At 47.3% G+C, this 19068-nt stretch carries 11 protein-coding genes; 3 read left to right on the top strand and 8 right to left on the bottom strand.

Annotation, left to right across the window (positions count from 1 at the left end):
- Positions 1 to 2 precede the first annotated feature (2 nt).
- Together AB0L18_RS06600 and AB0L18_RS06595 are read right to left on the bottom strand one after the other, a co-directional pair.
- The gene (locus AB0L18_RS06600; protein WP_367391794.1) at positions 3 to 2306 is read right to left on the bottom strand and encodes an FdhF/YdeP family oxidoreductase; all 2304 of its coding nucleotides are present in this window, start codon (positions 2304 to 2306) and stop codon (positions 3 to 5) included.
- Between the two features lie 153 nt (positions 2307 to 2459).
- A complete protein-coding gene (locus tag AB0L18_RS06595) occupies positions 2460 to 3605 on the bottom strand; it encodes an ankyrin repeat domain-containing protein (RefSeq protein ID WP_367391793.1) in 1146 nt (381 codons plus the stop codon).
- A gap of 458 nt (positions 3606 to 4063) precedes the next feature.
- Here AB0L18_RS06595 and AB0L18_RS06590 point away from each other — a divergent pair, with 458 nt between their 5' ends.
- Positions 4064 to 4708 carry an SPOR domain-containing protein gene (locus AB0L18_RS06590; RefSeq protein ID WP_367391792.1) on the top strand — a complete coding sequence of 215 codons (645 nt, stop codon included), beginning with the start codon at positions 4064 to 4066 and terminating at the stop codon, positions 4706 to 4708.
- Positions 4709 to 4794: 86 nt separating this feature from the next.
- Here the strand turns inward: AB0L18_RS06590 and AB0L18_RS06585 are convergent, their stop codons facing one another.
- From AB0L18_RS06585 to AB0L18_RS06575, 3 genes are all read right to left on the bottom strand, one after another.
- Positions 4795 to 5097: a rhodanese-like domain-containing protein gene (locus tag AB0L18_RS06585; RefSeq protein WP_367391791.1), complete on the bottom strand. Its 303-nt coding sequence runs from the start codon at positions 5095 to 5097 to the stop codon at positions 4795 to 4797.
- 171 nt (positions 5098 to 5268) lie between these two features.
- Entirely contained in the window at positions 5269 to 7821 is a 2553-nt protein-coding gene (locus tag AB0L18_RS06580) for a T9SS type A sorting domain-containing protein (protein ID WP_367391790.1), read from the bottom strand.
- 129 nt (positions 7822 to 7950) lie between these two features.
- Complete coding sequence (locus AB0L18_RS06575; RefSeq protein ID WP_367391789.1) at positions 7951 to 11718, bottom strand: PASTA domain-containing protein; 3768 nt, start codon at positions 11716 to 11718, stop codon at positions 7951 to 7953.
- 440 nt (positions 11719 to 12158) lie between these two features.
- On the opposite strand from AB0L18_RS06575, the gene AB0L18_RS06570 reads away from it, so the two are divergent.
- On the top strand, positions 12159 to 12611 hold the full coding sequence (locus AB0L18_RS06570; protein ID WP_367391788.1) for a TraR/DksA family transcriptional regulator: 453 nt from the start codon (positions 12159 to 12161) through the stop codon (positions 12609 to 12611).
- 67 nt (positions 12612 to 12678) lie between these two features.
- On the opposite strand, the gene AB0L18_RS06565 is transcribed toward AB0L18_RS06570, so the two are convergent.
- On the bottom strand, positions 12679 to 14106 hold the full coding sequence (locus tag AB0L18_RS06565; RefSeq protein WP_367391787.1) for a M14 metallopeptidase family protein: 1428 nt from the start codon (positions 14104 to 14106) through the stop codon (positions 12679 to 12681).
- Between the two features lie 430 nt (positions 14107 to 14536).
- Here AB0L18_RS06565 and AB0L18_RS06560 point away from each other — a divergent pair, with 430 nt between their 5' ends.
- Positions 14537 to 17401: a M16 family metallopeptidase gene (locus tag AB0L18_RS06560; protein ID WP_367391786.1), complete on the top strand. Its 2865-nt coding sequence runs from the start codon at positions 14537 to 14539 to the stop codon at positions 17399 to 17401.
- Between the two features lie 176 nt (positions 17402 to 17577).
- Here AB0L18_RS06560 and AB0L18_RS06555 read toward each other — a convergent pair whose 3' ends face one another.
- Together AB0L18_RS06555 and AB0L18_RS06550 are read right to left on the bottom strand one after the other, a co-directional pair.
- On the bottom strand, positions 17578 to 17793 hold the full coding sequence (locus AB0L18_RS06555; protein ID WP_020537007.1) for a twin-arginine translocase TatA/TatE family subunit: 216 nt from the start codon (positions 17791 to 17793) through the stop codon (positions 17578 to 17580).
- 191 nt (positions 17794 to 17984) lie between these two features.
- The gene (locus AB0L18_RS06550; RefSeq protein WP_367391785.1) at positions 17985 to 18938 is read right to left on the bottom strand and encodes an isopenicillin N synthase family dioxygenase; all 954 of its coding nucleotides are present in this window, start codon (positions 18936 to 18938) and stop codon (positions 17985 to 17987) included.
- Positions 18939 to 19068 lie beyond the last annotated feature (130 nt).

The raw sequence follows: 19068 nt of genomic DNA, 5'->3' as shown, positions 1-19068 counted from the left end.
ATTTACTGGCCACTCACGGCTTCCAGACGCACTACGATTCGCTTCGAGGCGGGTGTCTTACTACGATCATCGAAGCTATCTATCGGTACCAATACATTGGCCTCGGGGAAATAAGCAGCCAGACAGTTGCGCGGAATATCGTAAGGGACAAGTAAAAAGCTTTCTGCTACCCGGCGTGTACCACCGTGTTCATTGATCATATTGATGACTTGTCTGGCTTGCCAGCCGCGCGCTTTCATGTCTTCGGGGTTGATAAACACCACGCGGCGTTCATTTTTAATGCCCCGGTAGCGGTCATCCAATCCATAGATGGTCGTATTGAATTGGTCGTGGCTGCGGATGGTCATCAGCTGGTACTCCCCCTCTTTTAGTCGGTTTTGGGGTACTTTGTTGACTGTAAAATGAGCTTTCCCGTCGGGAGTAGGGAAGTGCCCCTCACGTGGGCCGTTTGCAAGGTAGAAGCCAAAATCCTCGCGTACCTTTTCGTTGTAGCCCGCAAACTCGGGGATGGTTTTTTCAATGGCTTCCCGCACCAGATCGTAATCAGCTACCCATTTTTGCCAGGGAACGGGGTTTTGGTCGCCCAGTAAGGCCGCCGCGAGGTTACCAATAATGGCGGGTTCGCTGAGTAGATGTTCTGAACAAGGAGGCAGGATACCCTTACTGCGATGGACGATGCCCATGCTGTTTTCTACCGTCACAAACTGCTCTCCCTGAGCCTGTACATCTGTTTCGGTACGCCCCAAACAAGGAAGAATGAGGGCACGTTGGCCCGTCACCAGGTGGCTGCGATTGAGCTTGGTGCTTACATGTACGGTGAGTTGGCAGTTTTTTAGTCCTGCTGCAGTATAAGCAGTGTCGGGTGCTGCTGAAAGAAAGTTACCACCCAAGGCAAAAAACACTTTCACTTTGCCAGCGTGCATCGCCTGGATCGCTTCCACGGTAGCATAGCCGTGTTTGCGAGGTGGCTGGATGCCAAAATGCGTAGCCAGTTGGTCAAGAAATTCCTTTTTGGGCGATTCCCAGATGCCTACCGTCCGATTGCCCTGCACATTGCTGTGGCCACGTACCGGGCAAGCTCCTGACCCTGGTTTGCCAATAGCACCTTTCATCAATAGCAAATTGACGATCTCCTGCACATTAGCGACCCCGTTTTCCTGTTGGGTGATGCCCATGGCCCAGCATACAACCATGCTTTTAGCTTTGCGGATCATCTCTACCGCCTTTAATATTTGTGCTCTTGGCACACCGCTGGCCATTGTTAAATCCGTAAAATCCTGCTTGCGAAGATCTTCCACAAACGCTTCGTAATTTGCTGTTTTTTCGCTGATAAAGTCCCAGTCTAAGATGTGGCCATCTTGCTCCCGATCCTGGTGCCACAAACGCAGCATGATCGCTTTTAACAAGGCCACATCTCCGTTGACTGCTACGGGAAGATAGAGGTCGGTAAGAGGAGTACCTCCTGTGAGGATCTTACCTGGTCGCTGTGGATTGACAAAATTTACCAGCCCTGCTTCCTGTAAAGGGTTGATCGTGATGATTTGGCCACCGTTTTCCTTGCATTTCTCCAAGGCCGACAGCATCCGGGGGTGATTGGTGCCAGGGTTTTGTCCTATAATGATCAACAAATCGGAGTGGTGGATATCTTCCAGGCTTACCGTTCCTTTTCCTGTTCCTATGGTGTTGTTCAGTCCGTGTCCGCTTGATTCATGGCACATGTTAGAACAGTCTGGCATATTATTCGTGCCAAACGAACGCACCATCAGCTGGTACATAAAAGCTGCTTCGTTGCTGGTGCGGCCGGAAGTGTAAAAAACCGCTTCGTCAGGATGGTCGAGTGCTTTTAACTGCTTGGCCATCATTGCATTCGCCTCTGCCCAGCTGATTGGCTGATAATGTGTACCTCCTGCTTCCAGGACCATAGGCTCCGCGATTCGGCCAGCTTTGCCCAACTGAAAATCCGACCAGTCGCCCAACTCTTCTACACTATGCTGGGCAAAAAAATCGCGACCAATCGTTGTCTTCTGCGCTTCTTCAGCTATGGCTTTGATACCGTTTTCACAATATTCTCCGACACGGCTGCGATCATCATCAGAGTCGGGCCAGGCGCAACCAGGGCAATCAATACCACCTTTTTGGTTGAGCTTCAAAGAAACCTTAATAGCCTGCCCCGTTTTCATATACCGATTGGCCTGAGCTACCGCCTTGGTAACACCGGGAATCCCCGCAGCTTTAACTTTCGGTGTTTTGATTTTAAGGCCGGTATGTGCTGGCGGTGTTTCGTGCGTAGGCTTCTTATCAGGCATAGAACAGGTCTATTAGTCAAACTAAAAAATTTTGATCAATGCTGTGGATCAAAGATCGACTAAAGGTAAGCGTTTTGCCTAAAACAAATCATCCCGTATTTCGCGTTTTTCGAAATACGGGATGATTGCTTAACGCTATTCGCCCATCTAACTTTAATCATGGGATTCCTGCAAAAGGAAATCAACTTCTTGTTGGAGGTAAGGGTCAGTGTATTCATAGTTGCCAAAATCATTGGCCGCAATTCCGGAATAATCCCGCAAATTAGGGTTCGCTCCGGCTTGTGCCAATTGATTAGCGAGTTCATCGTGTCCGCGCTGGGCAGCAGCCATGATGGGCGTAGTGCCCATGATATTGACCGCATCAACAAAAGCACCGTTGGCCAACAAAATAGCTACGGCATCCGTCATACCTCTCTCTGCGGCCAGGTGAAGCGGCGTGTTTTCCAGGTAGTCAACCGTGTTTACATTGGCTCCTTTTTCTACCAAAACGCGAAGCATTGCCGTATTCTCCTGGGCCACGGCCATGTTGGTTAAGGTTTCACCATTGGGGGTCTGCCAGTTGGCATCATTGCCTGGTTGGCTGCTGCGATGCAGTAAAACGCCTGCCAGTACGGCATGGTCCATTCTTACGGCTTGGTACAAGGGGATAACGCCATCTTTATTGGCAATACTGGGGTCGGCACCTTTGCGAATCAGCATAGCAGCACTGGCTATATTTTCTTTTTCGACGGCACGAGAAAGTGGGCTGACACCGTTCGACAAGCGATTAGGGTTGGCACCCAGTTCGGTTAATTGTTTCAAAAAAGCGGGTTCGTAACCATAAGAGATCGCTAATAGGAGCGGTGTTTCATCTTGGTCGTTGGGCAAGTCGGCCTTGGCTCTTTGCAAGACTAGATCAATAATGCCCCTATTCTGAGCTTTAATGGCTAGGGTCAATGGCGTTTCTCCATCTTCGTTTTTGAGGTTGATAACCGCATCCTCACAAAGCCATTTTACCATTTCGTACTGTCCGGCTTTAATGGCCACCGTCAGTAGGGTCTCCCCTTCATTATTGTACTGGTAGAAAGGAAGCTGAACATCTGGCAACATCGTTTGTGCCAGCTCTACGTCACCACGTTCTACAGCAGCAAAGAGGAAGCGGATTTTTTTGTCCTCCTTAAGTTTATCCCATTTGGAGGGCATATTGAGGACATCCGCAGCATTGCTGGTTGGGGCCTCGGTAAGGGTTGTTTCTTCTTGAGCTTGTACACTACTCGTCGCTAAAATTACCAGCGCGCAGAAATATAATAGATTACGCATTTTGCTCGGTTTTTTTCGGGATTTCCCGGTTCACGAATTAATTAGGAACCGCACGAAAATGAATGGAGTCGTCTATTGGAAAGACGAAGGCTCCATTTGTTTTTTTGTGCAGTCGAAAGTGTATCATCTAGCTTATAGAAATAACGATTTAGGCCCGGGCTATACCAGGAAAGAGGAAGAAAAACTTGTTGAAGGTAGTTTGAGAGAATAAGGATTTTGTCTCTCTTGCTCAGAGACATTTTATTAATGCAACCAGAGAGGCTTTTATTATACTGCTGTGAACAGCTACTCGAGGTGATCAAATTAACTTGCTGATTATCAATTAATTAAACTAGTGTTAAAGAAATCCAAAAAAAGACTGTATTTTGGTGGCAAAGTTGAAATTCTCTAAAACGCGATCCGCTAAATACGGACGGAAATGTTGTTCAGAAATAGAATAACCTCAAATACGTTCACTTATGTCAAAACTTGATATTCTAACAATTGCCATTGTTATAGTGTGCTTGGCTGCACTAGGTTACCTGGTTTACAAGATTGTCAACCTTGTAAATCCACCCGAGGAACCGACCACTTCTATCCAGGATAGCTATGAAGATACCGCCAGTACGGATGAAAATACTTACCAGGATTGGGACACTGAAGTAGATACCGCAGAAGGTGATGTCGACCTGGACGATGAGCAGGTTCCTAATTATGGAAATACGGATACCGACGAGAATGCCCCTGGTGCCTCCAGTAGCAATACCACTACCGACGAAATGGACGATGAGACAACGGGTGTCGCTGAAGAAAGTGCTACCAATACCTCCTCGACAGGCAGCACGGCAACCACTCCGGCGCCTGTTACCAATAATAGCTCAAGTGCTGCCAGCAGTGGGCGGTACATGGTATTGGCAGGCTCTTATCGACAAAGGGTAAATGCCGACAACCAAGTGGCACGACTTCGCAAAATGGGTTATAACAATGCTGAAGTAAGCCTCTTTGATCGTGGTTCCTATGCGGTTGTGCTAGTGGATCGTTTCAGTACTTATGGCGATGCTAAGCGATTGGTTAATGAACTAGCCAGTAAAGGTATTGATGCGCTTGTCGACGAGAAAAAGTAGCGTGGCCGTTGGATACGGCTGCTTCGCACGCTCTAATAAAGGGTAGAGAGATAGAAAATCCATCTCTTTACCCTTTACGATCATTCTTATCCCTGCATGGCCTGCCAGGCCATCATGCCTCCGGTCAGGTTGCGAACATTCTTGAAGCCTGCCTGCTGTAAAAATCCTTGTGCCATACCACTACGAGCACCACTACGGCAGTAAACAATGACCTCACTGTTTTTATGCTCCTCCAGATCGTCCAATGCGCCAGCGATGGTGCCTACGGGGATCAGTGTTCCTCCAATGTTGAAGGCATCGTGTTCACCGGGTTCCCGCACGTCAATTAAAACAAAATCCTGATCGCCGGCATCCATGCGGGCTTTGAGGTCTTTTACGCTGATATCCATAGCAAATCTCTATTTAGTGACGGATCAAAAATAACTGATTCCATTCCTGCCTGCGTACCGCAGGTAGGCAGGTTTGATTCGCTAAAATTTTCTAAGCAAGCAACTAAAAGGAGCTTGCGTGAAAATATTCGCGAATCGTTGAAAAAAATGGAATCAGTTATTTCCGTCAAATTACTTAATTACAATTAAGCGTTCAGGCGTACTTAGGTTACCGTCAACTCCTTGCAGTTGAACGAAGTACATCCCGGCAGACAAGTTAGTGATATTTATGACCTCCGCAAAAGGTTGGCGGAAGACTTGTTGCCCGGTGCTATTGTAAATAATAAGTTGGGTATTGCTGGTATCTTCCAAGCTGGTTCTCAAAAATAGTTGTGAGCTGGCAGGGTTGGGGAAGAGCTTTAATGCAATTGCCTTATTTGCCGCAACGGACTCAACGGAGGTGACACCAATATCGCTGCTGAGATAAGGACGCAACATGAGGGCTCCATCCGTAACTCCAGAAATAGGCGCGAACCCGGTACCATTGTCTGCAAAAATAAATTCTTTTGCCTGAGGGCGATTGCGGTCGTAACCAATAGAGATACATTCTGAAAAAGCACAGGTTGATGCTTGTTGCCAACCTACATAGAAGGTGCCCGCTGGAATACCCAGGGGAGCCAGATCACCATTTTCATCCAACAAGCGATAAGAGGTGAAGCCTTGCAGTGTATCAAAAAAAGCACTGGCGTACACAGGGGTATAAATCTGGCTGTACTCCGGGCTATCATCCAATTCTCCAATCCAGATACGCAAGCGAAACTGTTGATCAGAAAAATCAACATTGGCATTCGCAAAATGCATTTGTACGCCGTGAATGGTATCAGCAACGGCTGCGGTATAGACAATTGCTACCTGGCGGTTGGAACTGGTTTGGATAGCACTTTCGGCAGAGCCATCGTCGTAGGCAAAATAGTCGCCAAAATGCGTGGTTCTGCTTACCTCGTCATTGCGCTGTACAAAATCCAATCCTTCCTGAGAAGTGTTGTTCAAACTGTAGGATAAGCGAAAGTCCAAAGCGTCAAAACCATCAAAATCTGCACTGCCCATCTGTGCCGCGTAATTGTCATAAACATTACTAAACCCGGAAGGGTCTCCTTGCAGATTATAACCTTTGAATATGCTTTCTTGTGCGGCAACATTGGTTTCCAAACCATTGAAAAGGGTAGGTACTGCGCCAAAAGGATTGATGCCGGTATTCAATTCTTCGATGGCTGCGCTAGATGGACTTGCATTCTGATCCGTGGCAAAATGGTTGTAAACGCCTACGGCAATATTGCGTCGCAATTCTACATCGAGCTGCGGCTGGAAATGCCGCCAGGGCATACTGGTGTAATTTTCGAGAATAAAATCAGGAGGGTAAGTAAAAGCGATATCGTTGAAATCCTGGCTACCGGTGGGGTTGTTGTCAAGACGGACGTAATCCAGGTGCCAATTGTCACGAATACCATTACGATCATTGTAATTCACAAAACGGAATTGAAAACGATCGTGCTGATAATCAGCGGAAACCGGCACAGAATAAAACTGAAAAGTATCTCTTTCATTAAATGGAACGTTGGGAGAGATCCCCTCGAAAGACATGACGGAAATCCAGTCATCTTCCTCGTCGCGAAATTGCAATACCAGTGAATCCTGTATTTCTGGGCGATCGGCAATACCACCACGTTGCAACCAAAAAGAAAGCATCCAGTTGCCATTGATGGTATTCAGGTAAGTGGAGGTCAGCCGGTCAGCGGGGCCGTAACCATTGCCGTAAGGGCGCCCTCGGTTGCTGAGCCCATCAAAGGTGGCTACTCCGACTGATCGCGGATTGAAGGGCATTTCTGTGTTGACATAAACTTCCTTGTCTAGCCAGAGGCCCGCTGCCGGGACAGGGCTGTCGTAGGAGAAATCATCATAAAAAGGAGGTAAAATACTGCTTACATTGATTCGGAAGGCGTAGTGGGTGGTATCGCATATACCATTGTCATCACAGAGTACAACACAAAGAGAATCCAAACCGTCGACACGGCTAGCCTTGTAAACCATGGTGTTGACAGGCCCGGAATAATCTGTGAAGTAGGCCAGTTGTTCACGGCCTTCATATATGTCAGGGCAGTCTCCGAAGAAATTGCAGGTGAGTGTCCCCGGGAGGTTGAGCGGAATCTCCAGGTTGATCGCTTCTTCCGGCTGGACGGTAATGGCTGGTGGGTAATCATTACCTCCGGGGCGGCGTGCTAGAAAAGTGTAGGTGATGGCCTCTTCTGTACATACCGAGCCATCTTCGTTGCAATAGCGGATCTCTACTATTTCTGTAGCCGCTTCAACCCCGAGATTGGCCATGAAGAAAAGGCTATCTACAGGTTCGCTGTTGGTGTTTGTCACGATACCCGCTGCACCAGCTACGAGGCTATTACAATTGTTACATTCGTAATAACCATTGGCTCCCAAGCCGGTGGTGTCAAAATTTATCTTGATGCGAACTGTTTGTCCAGCAAGCACCGGAATAACATCCGGATCAGCAGGTGAATAACAGGAGGTCTTCGGAAGAGATACGGCGGTATCGTCAGAAAGAATGCCAAGTGCACGTTGTTCACTGGCAAAATGGGCCTCTATCCTGGGGTTAGAGGTGAGATCAACTTCTTTTTGTCCGTAAGCAAGTGTGGTCAAGAGCGCAAAGAAGCAGGTCGTAGCTATTACTTTCATGTCTAAAATTATAAAGTGAGCGTATTTTAGCTCGAATACAAATACCTTTTGAGGAACGCATAAGCCCGGGCTTTAGTGTTGCTAAAGCCAGTTTTGACGTTTGTCCAATAGTTGTGCCTCCCCAAAAGTTTACTTCCCGCCGATGCTGTCTCTTGATGGCACGTTGTCTTCGGCATCAGAAGGGAAGCCGCCACTATCACTAGGAGGCTCATTGATTTCTACATCTTCCGTACAGCCGGCAGGGAGATCCTCCTGAAGATAAATTTTGATGGTAGACCCGCGCAGGATTTTACCTCCTGGGCGATATTCGGGGTCCTGCATATAAACATAGGCATCGGCACGATTGGCAACATCGCCCACGATTTCTCCAACCTGTAAATCAAGGCCTGGCAAAAGAAACTGCACTTCACTGAAGCGCTTGCACTTCAATGCTGGTGTAGCAACGTAATCATCCTGTTTCTTGGTAATCACAAACTCCAGCGTTTTTCCTTGCAGCACTTTTACACCTCTTTTTACATCAGAAGGAGTGTACTTACGCCCTTCGTAATAAAAATGCAAGATGGTACTGTCTGCTAGCTTGGCATCAAAAATGGTTTCTTTGATGGCTGCTTTCACTTGCAGAGGACGGAGCTTCGGGCGATACTGGCTGTAATCATCGGCAGCGTCCTCAAAAGAAGGAATTGTTACTTCTTTTGGTGCTCCTACGATGGTTAAATAAATGGTTCTGTTCTTTTTGATGCGACTTAGGGCAGCTGGTTCTTGATCTACGACCTCTCCTTGCAAGGTGCTGTAATCGAAAGGCGACTCATTTACACTCACCTTGAAGCCACGAGCCCGGGCTTTTTTGGTCGCATTGTCAATGCTCATACCTTCGTAATTCTCCACCTGTACGGCATTGCCGTGATTGGTGTAAAGGCGAAGAAAAACGTTCAGCAGCAAAAAGCTGAAGAGCAATACAGCCAGCATGGCTGCCAGGTTTTTCAGAAAATAACCGGTTTGAAGAAAATCCAGTAATTGTCGCCACCATTTTCCTTTAGTCAGGCTAACGGTTTTAACCGGTATGTCAGATTTGTTTTCCATAGTGTTGATACGTGTTGTTTTCGCAATAGGAGCGGTGGGCACTTCGCTTGGTGCAGCGACAGGAGCGATATTTTGGGGCTCCACTACTGGAGGAGAGACTACTACCGATGAAGTATGTTTAGCCTGGCGGGCAAAGCCATAATCTAAAACTTTCTTTATAAATACCGCAGGTTTATAACCAGCAAGTGCAGCCTGATGAAAAATGGCGGTAGCGGGGGTCATCCCGGGTAAGGAGTTGACTTCGATGACCTGTGTTTCCACTTTGCCATCGGCCAGAACTCGCACAAAAGCATCAATTCGGCAATAGCCTTCCACTTGCAGGAGACGAGCTACACGCTCCAGGGTTTGCTGCACTTGAGGCAAAAGTTGCTGATAGGTATAGCTCCCTACTGCCAGACGTGCGGGCGTAAGGTTTTGGCCTTCACCAGCGAGGAATTTTTCTTCTAGCGACAGTACTTCACCACTGGCGAGGGTTTCGCTGGGCTCAAAAACCTCGTATTGGATTTGACCATTATCATCGTAAGAAGTAAGCATACCTCCGGTCACTTCCAGGAAATGAATACCTTCTTCCTTGGTCACCAATTGCTCAAAGAGAATTTCATCTTTTTGAGAAAACTCTTCCTTGACTTTCAGTTTGAGAATATGCCGCTGTTCGCGTTCGTTGTCCTGATCTTCCTGGAAAATAAGCGCGCTGTAGGCGGCCAATTGTTCTCGATTGCGAATCACCTTCACCGCCGAGCTGCACCCGTCATCTACCGGTTTGGCAACCAGTGGGTACACAAAGTTTTTCTCTACGCGCTGAAAGAAAGTTTCCTTATCTACGAGGTAATCATTTTTACTCAGCAACAACTGGTTGGCAACGGGCAGCCCGTGTTGGCCCAAGAGCTGCAAAGTCCGGTATTTATCAATGGTAATGCTGGAAGATTTAATCCCTGACCCATTGTAGGGAAGCTGCCGCGCTTCAAGCTCAATCTGAATTTGGCCATCTTCTCCGGGGCGCCCGTGGAGTGCTATGAATACGCCGTCAACCTTTTTGGCAAGGCTGTCGTACGTCAGTTTTTCTGGTGCAAAAATAACATCAGCCGACGCGTATTTTTTGGTGATTGGCGCGCATTCTAGTCTGATTTTATTCAGTACCGGGTGGCTCTTCCAGTTGCCAATTTTATCCTTGATGTCATCTGCATTGTCTTTGAGTAGCAGATTGATGGGCAGCTGATACAACTCGTGTTGACGATCCGACCCGGTGAGGAAAACAGGTATAGGAGCAAAGTCGACAGAGCTGGAAAGTTTTTCGAAAATATTCCGACCACTCTCTACCGAAATATGGCGTTCAAAGGAATAGCCGCCGAGGATAACGCCAATTTTGCGCTGCTGTTGCCGCTCTGTTTGAAGGCTGCCAATAGCCGTGTCCAGACGTTGCAGCAGGGCTCGCCATTGTTCGTTTTGAGGCTGGTCACTACAGCGTTCCTGGAGAGACAAGCGAATAATGAGCGTAAGAAACTGGCTTGGATTGAGGCCAATTTCAGCAGCCTGATGAAAGAAGAAGGAACTGGGTAGCATTCCCGAAGTCGTGTTCGGGTCATTCAGGAAGATGGTGCCTTCTGGGGTATAAAAGCCATCAATACGGGCATAAACCTGGAAGCCCAGCTTGTTGAACAAACTTTCGCATTGTCGCCGGATCGCTTCAATGGCTTCATTAGGTAGGTTGATCGGGGTTTCCTTGCGGGAAAGACCAGGCATATATTTAGAGCGATAGTCAAAGACCTCTCCCCCCTTGATGATTTCGGTCGGAGGTAAGGCAATTGATGAACCATCTTCGGCACGCATAACAATACAAGAAAACTCCTGCCCGCTGATGAAAGCCTCTAGAATAACTTGCTGCTCTGATTGTGCTGCTTCCAAAACGAAAAGCTGGCTAAGGTGCTCGGCGTTGTTGGTTGCTGTATTCAAAAAGTCGAGGAGGGCTTCCGGATGGTAGATGAGTTCCTGCTGCTGTCCAAGCGTGATCCTCAACGGGAAGCCAAGCCCCTCGCGGATGTCGCCCAATGCTTTTACGTATTCTATGCGGTCAAAAGGTGTACGATCGTGCCATTCACCCAGTGGAATCAACTCGCGGAAAAAAGCACGATTGACCGCCATCTCAAAACCTTCCAGGCCTTCGCTTTCTTCAATGATACTCACACCAATAGAAGACCCCTGATTGGCAGGGCGGATGACGAGTGGAAAGCCGATTTGCTGACTCGCTTCTTCGTACAATGCCTGAAGATCGGCACTGAGCCAGCCTTTTTTATCCAATACCTTAACGATTGGGCAGGCAAACCCCTTTTCATGCATGAGGCGTTTTTGCCAGGCTTTGTCCATCCCGATCCGACTGGCTTCAACACCGCTACCGGTATAAGGTATTTTGAGCGTTTCGAGGATGCTTTGCAGCTCACCATCTTCGCCATAAATCCCGTGTAGGGAAAGAAAAGCAACATCGATGTATTGATGCAAATGCTCTGGGGCCAATGGCTGACCAATTTTCGCAAGCAGTGCTTGTTGTGCCGCATCGTCCAACCCGGCGATACTTTCGGCATAAATTTGAAAATGGTTGGCCGAAGGAGGCAAGCTGTCTACAGGAGGGAAGAAGTCGCGAATACTACCTTTATAGATGTACTCCCAGTCGAGCAAGACCCAGTTGCGATGGCTGTCTACAAAAATGGGTACCGGCGTAAAAATGCTTTGATTGAGGTTGTCATAAACCGTTCGCCCGCCTGCAAATGAAATTTCCCGCTCACGGGAAGGACCGCCAAAAAAGATACCAACTCTTATTTTCATATCATCGTACCGGTTAAGTAGGCAAGAATACTTTTGAAAAAATAGCTTTCGCTTAACACAAAAAAAATTACCTTAATCAACTAAAATACGTTGCTTTACGTTTGTAGCAAGGTATTAGGTAACTGTATTTTTTATACAGGCGCAAAGTTAGGTAATTTCTTCGTGCAGCCCGATCAAGGTTCGTGCATTGGTGTTACTTTTATGAGTAATTGTAGTTCTTAATCCAGTGTTCGTTCAATTATGGTCGTTAATCTGCCGAGAATAGTTATTATTATTGTACTTTTTCTGTTTAAAAACACGTTACCGACCAATAAATATTTGATTGCCCTTGATCGCAGCAAGGAAATGTCACGGCAAATAAGCACTTAACCCGAATAAAATTTTTTATTTTCCGTTTTTTTTGAACACTTTTGCGGCGATCATTAAAAAAGCCTGAATTTATGGCCAATAAAGAAAACATCACACGCTATTCAGACAAAGACCTGGAAGAATTCCGGATCCTGATTGAAAAGAAACTGGAACAGACCGAAGAGCAGCTCGAAAGCCTGCAGAGTCAGATCATGGAAATCTCTGAAAACTCTAGTGACGATCATGGAGGAGATTGGGTAGACGACAGTGCTACCAACAATGATATAGAGATGCTCAACAACATGGCGATCCGGCAACGCAAGTACCTCGTGGACCTCAACAATGCTTTGATGAGAATCAAAAACAAGGTCTACGGCGTCTGTTTAATCACCGGTGAACTGATTGACAAACGGCGCTTGCTAGCGGTACCCACAACCACCAAGAGCCTGACCGCTAAAACGGATATCCGTAGAGAAGAAGAAGCCCGAATGACACATCGGATTACCGACAATCCCTACGTGAAGCAAGCGAAGAGTAAGAAGTAGTCGTAGGATTACGTCTTAGGTTGAAAACAAAGCCATCTTTTCCATGGGGAAAGATGGCTTTGTTGTTTTATTTCACCTCCACCAACTGCCCATTGATGACGGCATAAACCACCTCTCCAGCACTGTTTCTGATAATCAGCGGCGGGTTGAGGCCTGTAGCCACCTCGCGGTCGTAGATACCTTCTGCGCCCAATATCCAGAGCGGAGATTGATGGCGTTCCCAAGGCGGGCCCGGCTTTTTGGCACGTACCACGGCGTAACCCGCTTTCAGTAAGCTCATAGCATCTAATGCTTGTGCTTCTGCTAAATCCTCCATGATTTCTGGAAATAATTTGCCGATTTCAGCGGTGTAGTTACCTGGGGCTAAAGTCGTATAACCTTGTTGATAAGTCAAATCACCAATGTCATCAATGCTTCCGTGGAAGTAAAAAGCATTTCCGCCATATTCTCGCTCGCCCAAATCAAAAGCAATATCCATGAGGTAGCTATTGCCGTTGGGGTGAAGGTATTTGACCTCACGTAGGAGCAGGTCGTTGTACACCCCGAAATTATTGAAAGGGATTTTGTTGTAATCCGCACGTGTAAAGCTGCGGTAAGATTGATTGGCGATGCTGTGGCAAGCAGCCAGTATGCTGGCAAAATTGAGCCGCCGGATATACTGTTTCTCACGATCATCGGGAAAGCCGCCAGATTCAATCAGTATAGTGCTGGTACCCCATTTTTGCATATTGTCACCAAAAGCCCGTGGCTCGAAGGCGTCACTGTAGCGGGCGACTTTGCCCGGAATGTATTGTTGTAGACCATCATTGAGTTGTGCAATGACGAGCATGGCCCTTTCCCTGCTTGGGTTGATTGTTTTAGAATAATCATAAGCCGGAGCGAGAAAAGAGAGGGTCGCCATATCATCGGTATGGAAACCTGCACCATAATACCGGCTTTGGTCGTGGAGGTTGAAGCCCCAGTCGGCATCCAGTTCATCACGTACACGTTTGAGCAATTGCGCTTCCGGACTGGTCAGCCGCAAAGCATCGCGGTTGAGGTCAATACCCAGGGCGTTTCTGCGTTCAAATTTTTCGGCACCATCGGGATTAAGCATGGGGATGAACACGAGGGTCAGTCGCTCTAGCAGGTTTTTGCGAAAAGTGGCAAACTCGTCATCATTAGATTGCAGGAAGCAGAAAATATCCATTAGGGCAGCTGTCGCGGTAGGTTCATCACCGTGCATCTGCGACCACAACAAAACCTTCACCGGGCCATTGCCAATGCGTACACTGTGGATGGAGCGCTCTTCTACGGAACTACCTTCCTGTTTTACTTGGAAAGGGGGCTGTAGTTTTTCGAGCGCGTCCACCAAGTTGCGGTGCTTGAAGCGGCGGTCCTCCAGGGCTTTCTCCTGGTAATCGGGATAGGCTTCGTGCAGCTTGCTCAGCCAGTTGGTTTGGGCTGCTACCGAAAACCCTATTCCGAGTAATAAAAAGCAAATTATTGTACGCATCTTTTGAAGATCAAGGTTAGAAAATTTCCTAAAAGCCTCCGGGTTGCTGTGCCGCGGTGCTATTTTTCGAGCAAAGTTAGAACTACTGGTATTTAGTCCTAGTTAAACGTTACCTTTGTGCCCCTTAAGTGTCCTCAAATCCTGATCATTAAAGCAGGTTGGAACTTAAGTTCCTTCTTAATGATACTATAAAGTAAAAGTACCTCAAGGCGCAAGTCTTAAACCTCTTGCACGATTGTGAGAGACAGAACAAAAATAAATTAAGCATTCGGATCTAATCTAATTTAGGGAAGGCTCAATTTCTTTTTTGCGCATTACTGACGAATCGAACTCGTATCTGTGTTTCCATTTTCTTCTAGATAGTATCAGTGAGGGTTAATATCCAGGCTAAAGTCTTGGGTATTATTGAGTAGACGTTAAAAAAAGAAATATGCCGAAAAGTACGGTAACAACAAAATACGATTACGAAACAATCCCCGGTGATGCGCTGAATGTCAGAAGTTATACGCTGACCAATGGGCTAAGGGTGTTTCTTAGTGTCAACAAGAATGAGCCCCGGATTTTCACGAACATTTGTTTTCGTGCCGGGTCAAAATACGATCCTGCTGACACGACTGGGCTGGCGCACTACATGGAGCATATGCTCTTCAAAGGTACCAGTAAAATTGGTACTACCAACTGGCAAGAAGAAAGCAAGCTACTCGAACAGATTGCGGATCTTTTTGAGATTTATCGCAAAACCACCGATAATGACAAGCGGCAAGTCATTTATCGCGAGATCGACCGGCTTAGCTATGAGGCAGCACTACTGGTGGCTCCTAATGAATACGATCGCCTGGCGACTTCCATCGGAGCCAAGGGTACCAACGCCTACACTTGGGTAGAGCAGACCGTTTACGTCAACGATATCCCCAGTAATGAGCTGGAACGCTGGATCAAACTGGAACGCGAACGTTTTCGTCATTTAGCACTGCGACTTTTTCATACGGAGTTGGAGACGGTTTACGAAGAGTTCAATATGAGCCAGGACAAAGATTTCCGCAAGGCCCACCAGGCAATGCGGAGTTTGTTGTTCCCCAATCACCCCTATGGTACACAAACCACGCTGGGTACCCCTGAACACCTGAAGAACCCGTCGATGCGTAATATTGAGCGTTTCTACGCTACTTATTACGTACCCAACAATGCTGCTTTGTGCCTGGCGGGCGATTTTGATCCCGACGAAGCCATTGCAATGATTGACGCGCAGTTTGGCAACTGGAAACCCGCGCAATTTCCTCCCTTCGAATTTGAAGAACAGCCCCCCGTTAATACACCTCTTCGGCAGGCGGTCAAAGGCCAGGAGAGTGCCTATTTACAGATTGGTTGGCGGATGGGTGGTGGCAAAACCGACGACTATATGCTGGGGCTTTTGGTGCGCCAGATGCTTTACAATGAACAAGCCGGTTTGTTTGACCTCAATCTCAATCAGCAGCAACGCGTACTCAATGCGGAAGCCTTCAACTGGATCTACGAGGATTATAGTGTCTTCGGCGTCTACGGCAAACCGAGAGAGGGGCAGACACTACAAGATGTGGAAGAATTGCTGTTGGCTGAAATCGAAAAACTACGGCAGGGAGATTTCCCGGAATGGTTATTGGAAGCCTCTATTCGTGACATGAAGCTGTCGGATCTCAAAGCGGTAGAAAAAAATGACGCGAGGGTAGGCGCTATTGCCAATTGTTTTATCCTCGGGATTCCTTGGGAGAATTTTGTCAAACGTTACGATTGGTTAGAGCAGCTTACCCGGGAAGATGTTATTCGTTTCGCGAAAGAAAAGCTTCCTGCCAATGGTTTCGCTGTTGTCTATAAGCAAGAAGGAGAGGATCCCAATATCAAGAAAGTAGAGAAGCCCGAGATTACTCCGGCACCCTTGCAAAAAGATGCGGTTTCTGATTATGCTCGCGAATTTTTATCGACACCTCCCGCACGGATGGCGCCTATTTTCGCGGATTATTCCCATATTCAGCACGAAAATTGGCAAAAAGGACTACGTTTTGACTATGTCCATAATCCCCAGAATCCGCTGTTCCGACTTGATTATATTTTTGAAATGGGGAAAAACAACAGCCGCGAATTGGGGCTGGCTTTTATTTACCTGCCCTACCTGGGAACCAGTAAATACAGTGCTTCTGACATTCAAAAAGAGTTTTTCCGCCTGGGGCTTCACTTCGAAGCTTACAACTACGAGGAACGCTGCCACGTATCGCTGACCGGCCTGGAAGAATCGATGGAGGCAGGCCTGAAGTTGGTAGAGCACCTACTGACGGACGTACAGCCAGATACCGACACCTGGGAGGCAGTGGTAGAAGATATTATCACCAAACGAGCCAATCAGAAACAGGATAAAAACGTCATTTTGCGTAGCGGGCTGGGGAATTTTGCCAAGTATGGAGCTGATTCTCCTTTTACTTACCGCATCCCCGAGGAAGGCTTACGTAAACTGAGCCCCGAGCAGATACTGCACTGGGTGAAAAACCTTCATGCTTACGAGCACCGCATCTATTACTACGGTCAGATGGATGCCAGTGCTGCGGCGACGATCATCAAGCGTCATCATAAGGTAGCTTCTAATTTGCAAGCACCACCACCTGCTCGGGTATTTCCTGAGCTCGACCAGGTAGAAAATAAAGTTTACTTCGCTCATTTTCCGATGGTGCAAAATGACATCATGATGATTTCGCGAGGTACGCCCTACTTCAATATGGCCGAACACCGTATCCATGATCTTTACAATGAGTATTTTGGCTACGGTCTTTCGTCGATTGTTTTTCAGGAAATTCGTGAGGCCAAGGCATTGGCTTACAGCACTTATGCCTACTATAGTAGTCCGGCGCTGGCCAATCGTTCGCATTATTTACGGACTTACGTCGGAACACAACCCGACAAAGTAGCCGATGCGATGCCTACCCTGATGCGTCTGCTGGAAGAGATGCCCATTGTCGAAGCGGGTATTGAGCAGGCTCGCCTGTCATTGCTGCAAAGGGTAGAAAGTGATCGTATTCCTCCACGCAGGTTGTACTGGGAAGCCCAGGGAGCTTGGGATGTAAACATGGATCACGATATTCTTAAAGACATCTACGAATCCTTGCAAACGGCAGGAAAAAAAGAGCTGATCGCCTTTCACGAAAATCACGTCAAAGGCCGCAATTACAATATTACGATACTGGGCGACCGTGCCGCTACACCACTCAAATACCTCGAACAGTTTGGCCCCTTGGAAGAGCTTTCACAGGAGCAGTTGTTTGGGTATTAACTTCTTGGGAATAACCTAAAAACAAAACATCCCGGATACTATCACCTTGATAGCATCCGGGATGTCGTGTTTTACCAAAATCTTGTTTTCGTAAGCAGCAGCTGGAAGCAGCAACACTTATCAGCATGTACTTCCGACCTTCTACTTCCTCCCGATAGCTCGGGATTCGACTTTGTCTAAGACTCTGTTGTGGTACTTTTCTTGTTTTCTTCCTTCAAACCCTCTTTTAGTTCACTCTCTAAAGAGTTACGAGCGGTATTGAATTCACGAATACCTTTACCGATGCCACGCATCAGCTCAGGGATTTTGCGCCCACCGAAGAGCAACAAAATGGCGAAGAAAATGACCAACATTTCTGGTCCTAAAAATTGGAATAACAGCAATGTATTCATGCTATCAGGTTTTTTCTGCAAAAGTATACAGCTACAGGTTCAGCTTAGGCTGGGTAGCTGGTGCAAAGGTAGTTGAATTTGTGGTACCCTGCCAGTTTTTGATCAGCTAAGCCCACAAAAGCACCCCATCTTTGCAAATATTGACGCCCCTTTGACGTCCTTTCTGTGCTTTAGTTTAGTAGGGCAGAATGCTATTTCTTCAGCCCTATTTCACGCAAGCGTTCATCAAGGTATTCACCGGCCGTAATGGGCTCGTAAGCTACGGGACGTTCTGGGGTCACACAACTGTCTAGCACCGTCAGGTCCATACTGCTCTTAGGGTGAAGGAAAAATGGAATACTCAAGCGTGGTAAATGCCACATTTCTCTTGGTGGATTGACGACCCGGTGAGTAGTGGATTTTAGATAGTTGTTGGTCAAACGCTGCAACATATCGCCCACGTTGATCACGATCTCATCGTCTTCGGGTTGGATGTCCTGCCATTCGCCATCCATGTTTAAGAGCTGTAAACCTCCTGCTGAGGCGCCAACCAGCAAAGTGATCAGGTTGATGTCTTCGTGGCTTTCTGCCCGAATTGCAGAGGCGGGCTCGGAGGTGATCGGTGGATAATGGATCGCTCTGAGAATGCTGTTTCCTTTCTCGATACGCTCGTTGAAATAAGCTTCGGGTAAATCAAGGTGCAGGGCGATAGCTCGCAGCAGTGATCCTCCCTTCTCTTCAAAGGCCTGGTAAAGTTGGCGACCGAGTTGAGGGAATTCCGGGATTTCAGCCACCTGAACATTGTCAGGATATTCGGGCTTTAATGGATCTCCTTCAGGCACCTCCTGGCCAATCTGGAAAAATTCTTTCAGATCGGCTACTTTACTGCCTTTGGCATGTTCTTTACCAAAGGAGGTGTAGCCACGCTGACCAGCCAAACCCGGTACTTCATATTTTGATTTGGTCGCTTTGTCAAGTGCGAAGAAAGCCTTTGAACTACGGTAAAAGTCGTCAATCAAAGCCTTAGGAACCCCGTGGCCGGTAACGCCTACAAATCCAATTTCGTGGAAAGCTTTTCCTAATTCATCAACAAAAGCTTGCCGTTCTGCGGGACTGCCGTGCTCAAATTTCGACAGATCCACCAAAGGGATGGTACGAGTCAACATAGTAGTATTTTTATATTTGGCATATAAAGTTAAGTGACGGATCAAAAATAACTTATTCCATTCCTGCCTGCGTACCGCAGGTAGGCAGGTTTGATTCGCTAAAATTTTCTAAGCAAGCAACTAAAAGGAG

It is taken from the genome of Lewinella sp. LCG006, assembly GCF_040784935.1.
Classification (GTDB): Bacteria; Bacteroidota; Bacteroidia; order Chitinophagales; family Saprospiraceae; genus Lewinella.
Note: the sequence above shows the minus strand (reverse complement) of the source record. Positions and strands in the feature narration are given on the sequence as shown.

Bases quoted from the DNA above. Each gene is read 5' to 3' on its own strand.
- AB0L18_RS06600 (WP_367391794.1), bottom strand. From the start codon at position 2,306: ATGCCTGATAAGAAGCCTACGCACGAAACACCGCCAGCACATACCGGC.
- AB0L18_RS06595 (WP_367391793.1), bottom strand. From the start codon at position 3,605: ATGCGTAATCTATTATATTTCTGCGCGCTGGTAATTTTAGCGACGAGT.
- AB0L18_RS06590 (WP_367391792.1), top strand. From the start codon at position 4,064: ATGTCAAAACTTGATATTCTAACAATTGCCATTGTTATAGTGTGCTTG.
- AB0L18_RS06585 (WP_367391791.1), bottom strand. From the start codon at position 5,097: ATGGATATCAGCGTAAAAGACCTCAAAGCCCGCATGGATGCCGGCGAT.
- AB0L18_RS06580 (WP_367391790.1), bottom strand. From the start codon at position 7,821: ATGAAAGTAATAGCTACGACCTGCTTCTTTGCGCTCTTGACCACACTT.
- AB0L18_RS06575 (WP_367391789.1), bottom strand. From the start codon at position 11,718: ATGAAAATAAGAGTTGGTATCTTTTTTGGCGGTCCTTCCCGTGAGCGG.
- AB0L18_RS06570 (WP_367391788.1), top strand. From the start codon at position 12,159: ATGGCCAATAAAGAAAACATCACACGCTATTCAGACAAAGACCTGGAA.
- AB0L18_RS06565 (WP_367391787.1), bottom strand. From the start codon at position 14,106: ATGCGTACAATAATTTGCTTTTTATTACTCGGAATAGGGTTTTCGGTA.
- AB0L18_RS06560 (WP_367391786.1), top strand. From the start codon at position 14,537: ATGCCGAAAAGTACGGTAACAACAAAATACGATTACGAAACAATCCCC.
- AB0L18_RS06555 (WP_020537007.1), bottom strand. From the start codon at position 17,793: ATGAATACATTGCTGTTATTCCAATTTTTAGGACCAGAAATGTTGGTC.
- AB0L18_RS06550 (WP_367391785.1), bottom strand. From the start codon at position 18,938: ATGTTGACTCGTACCATCCCTTTGGTGGATCTGTCGAAATTTGAGCAC.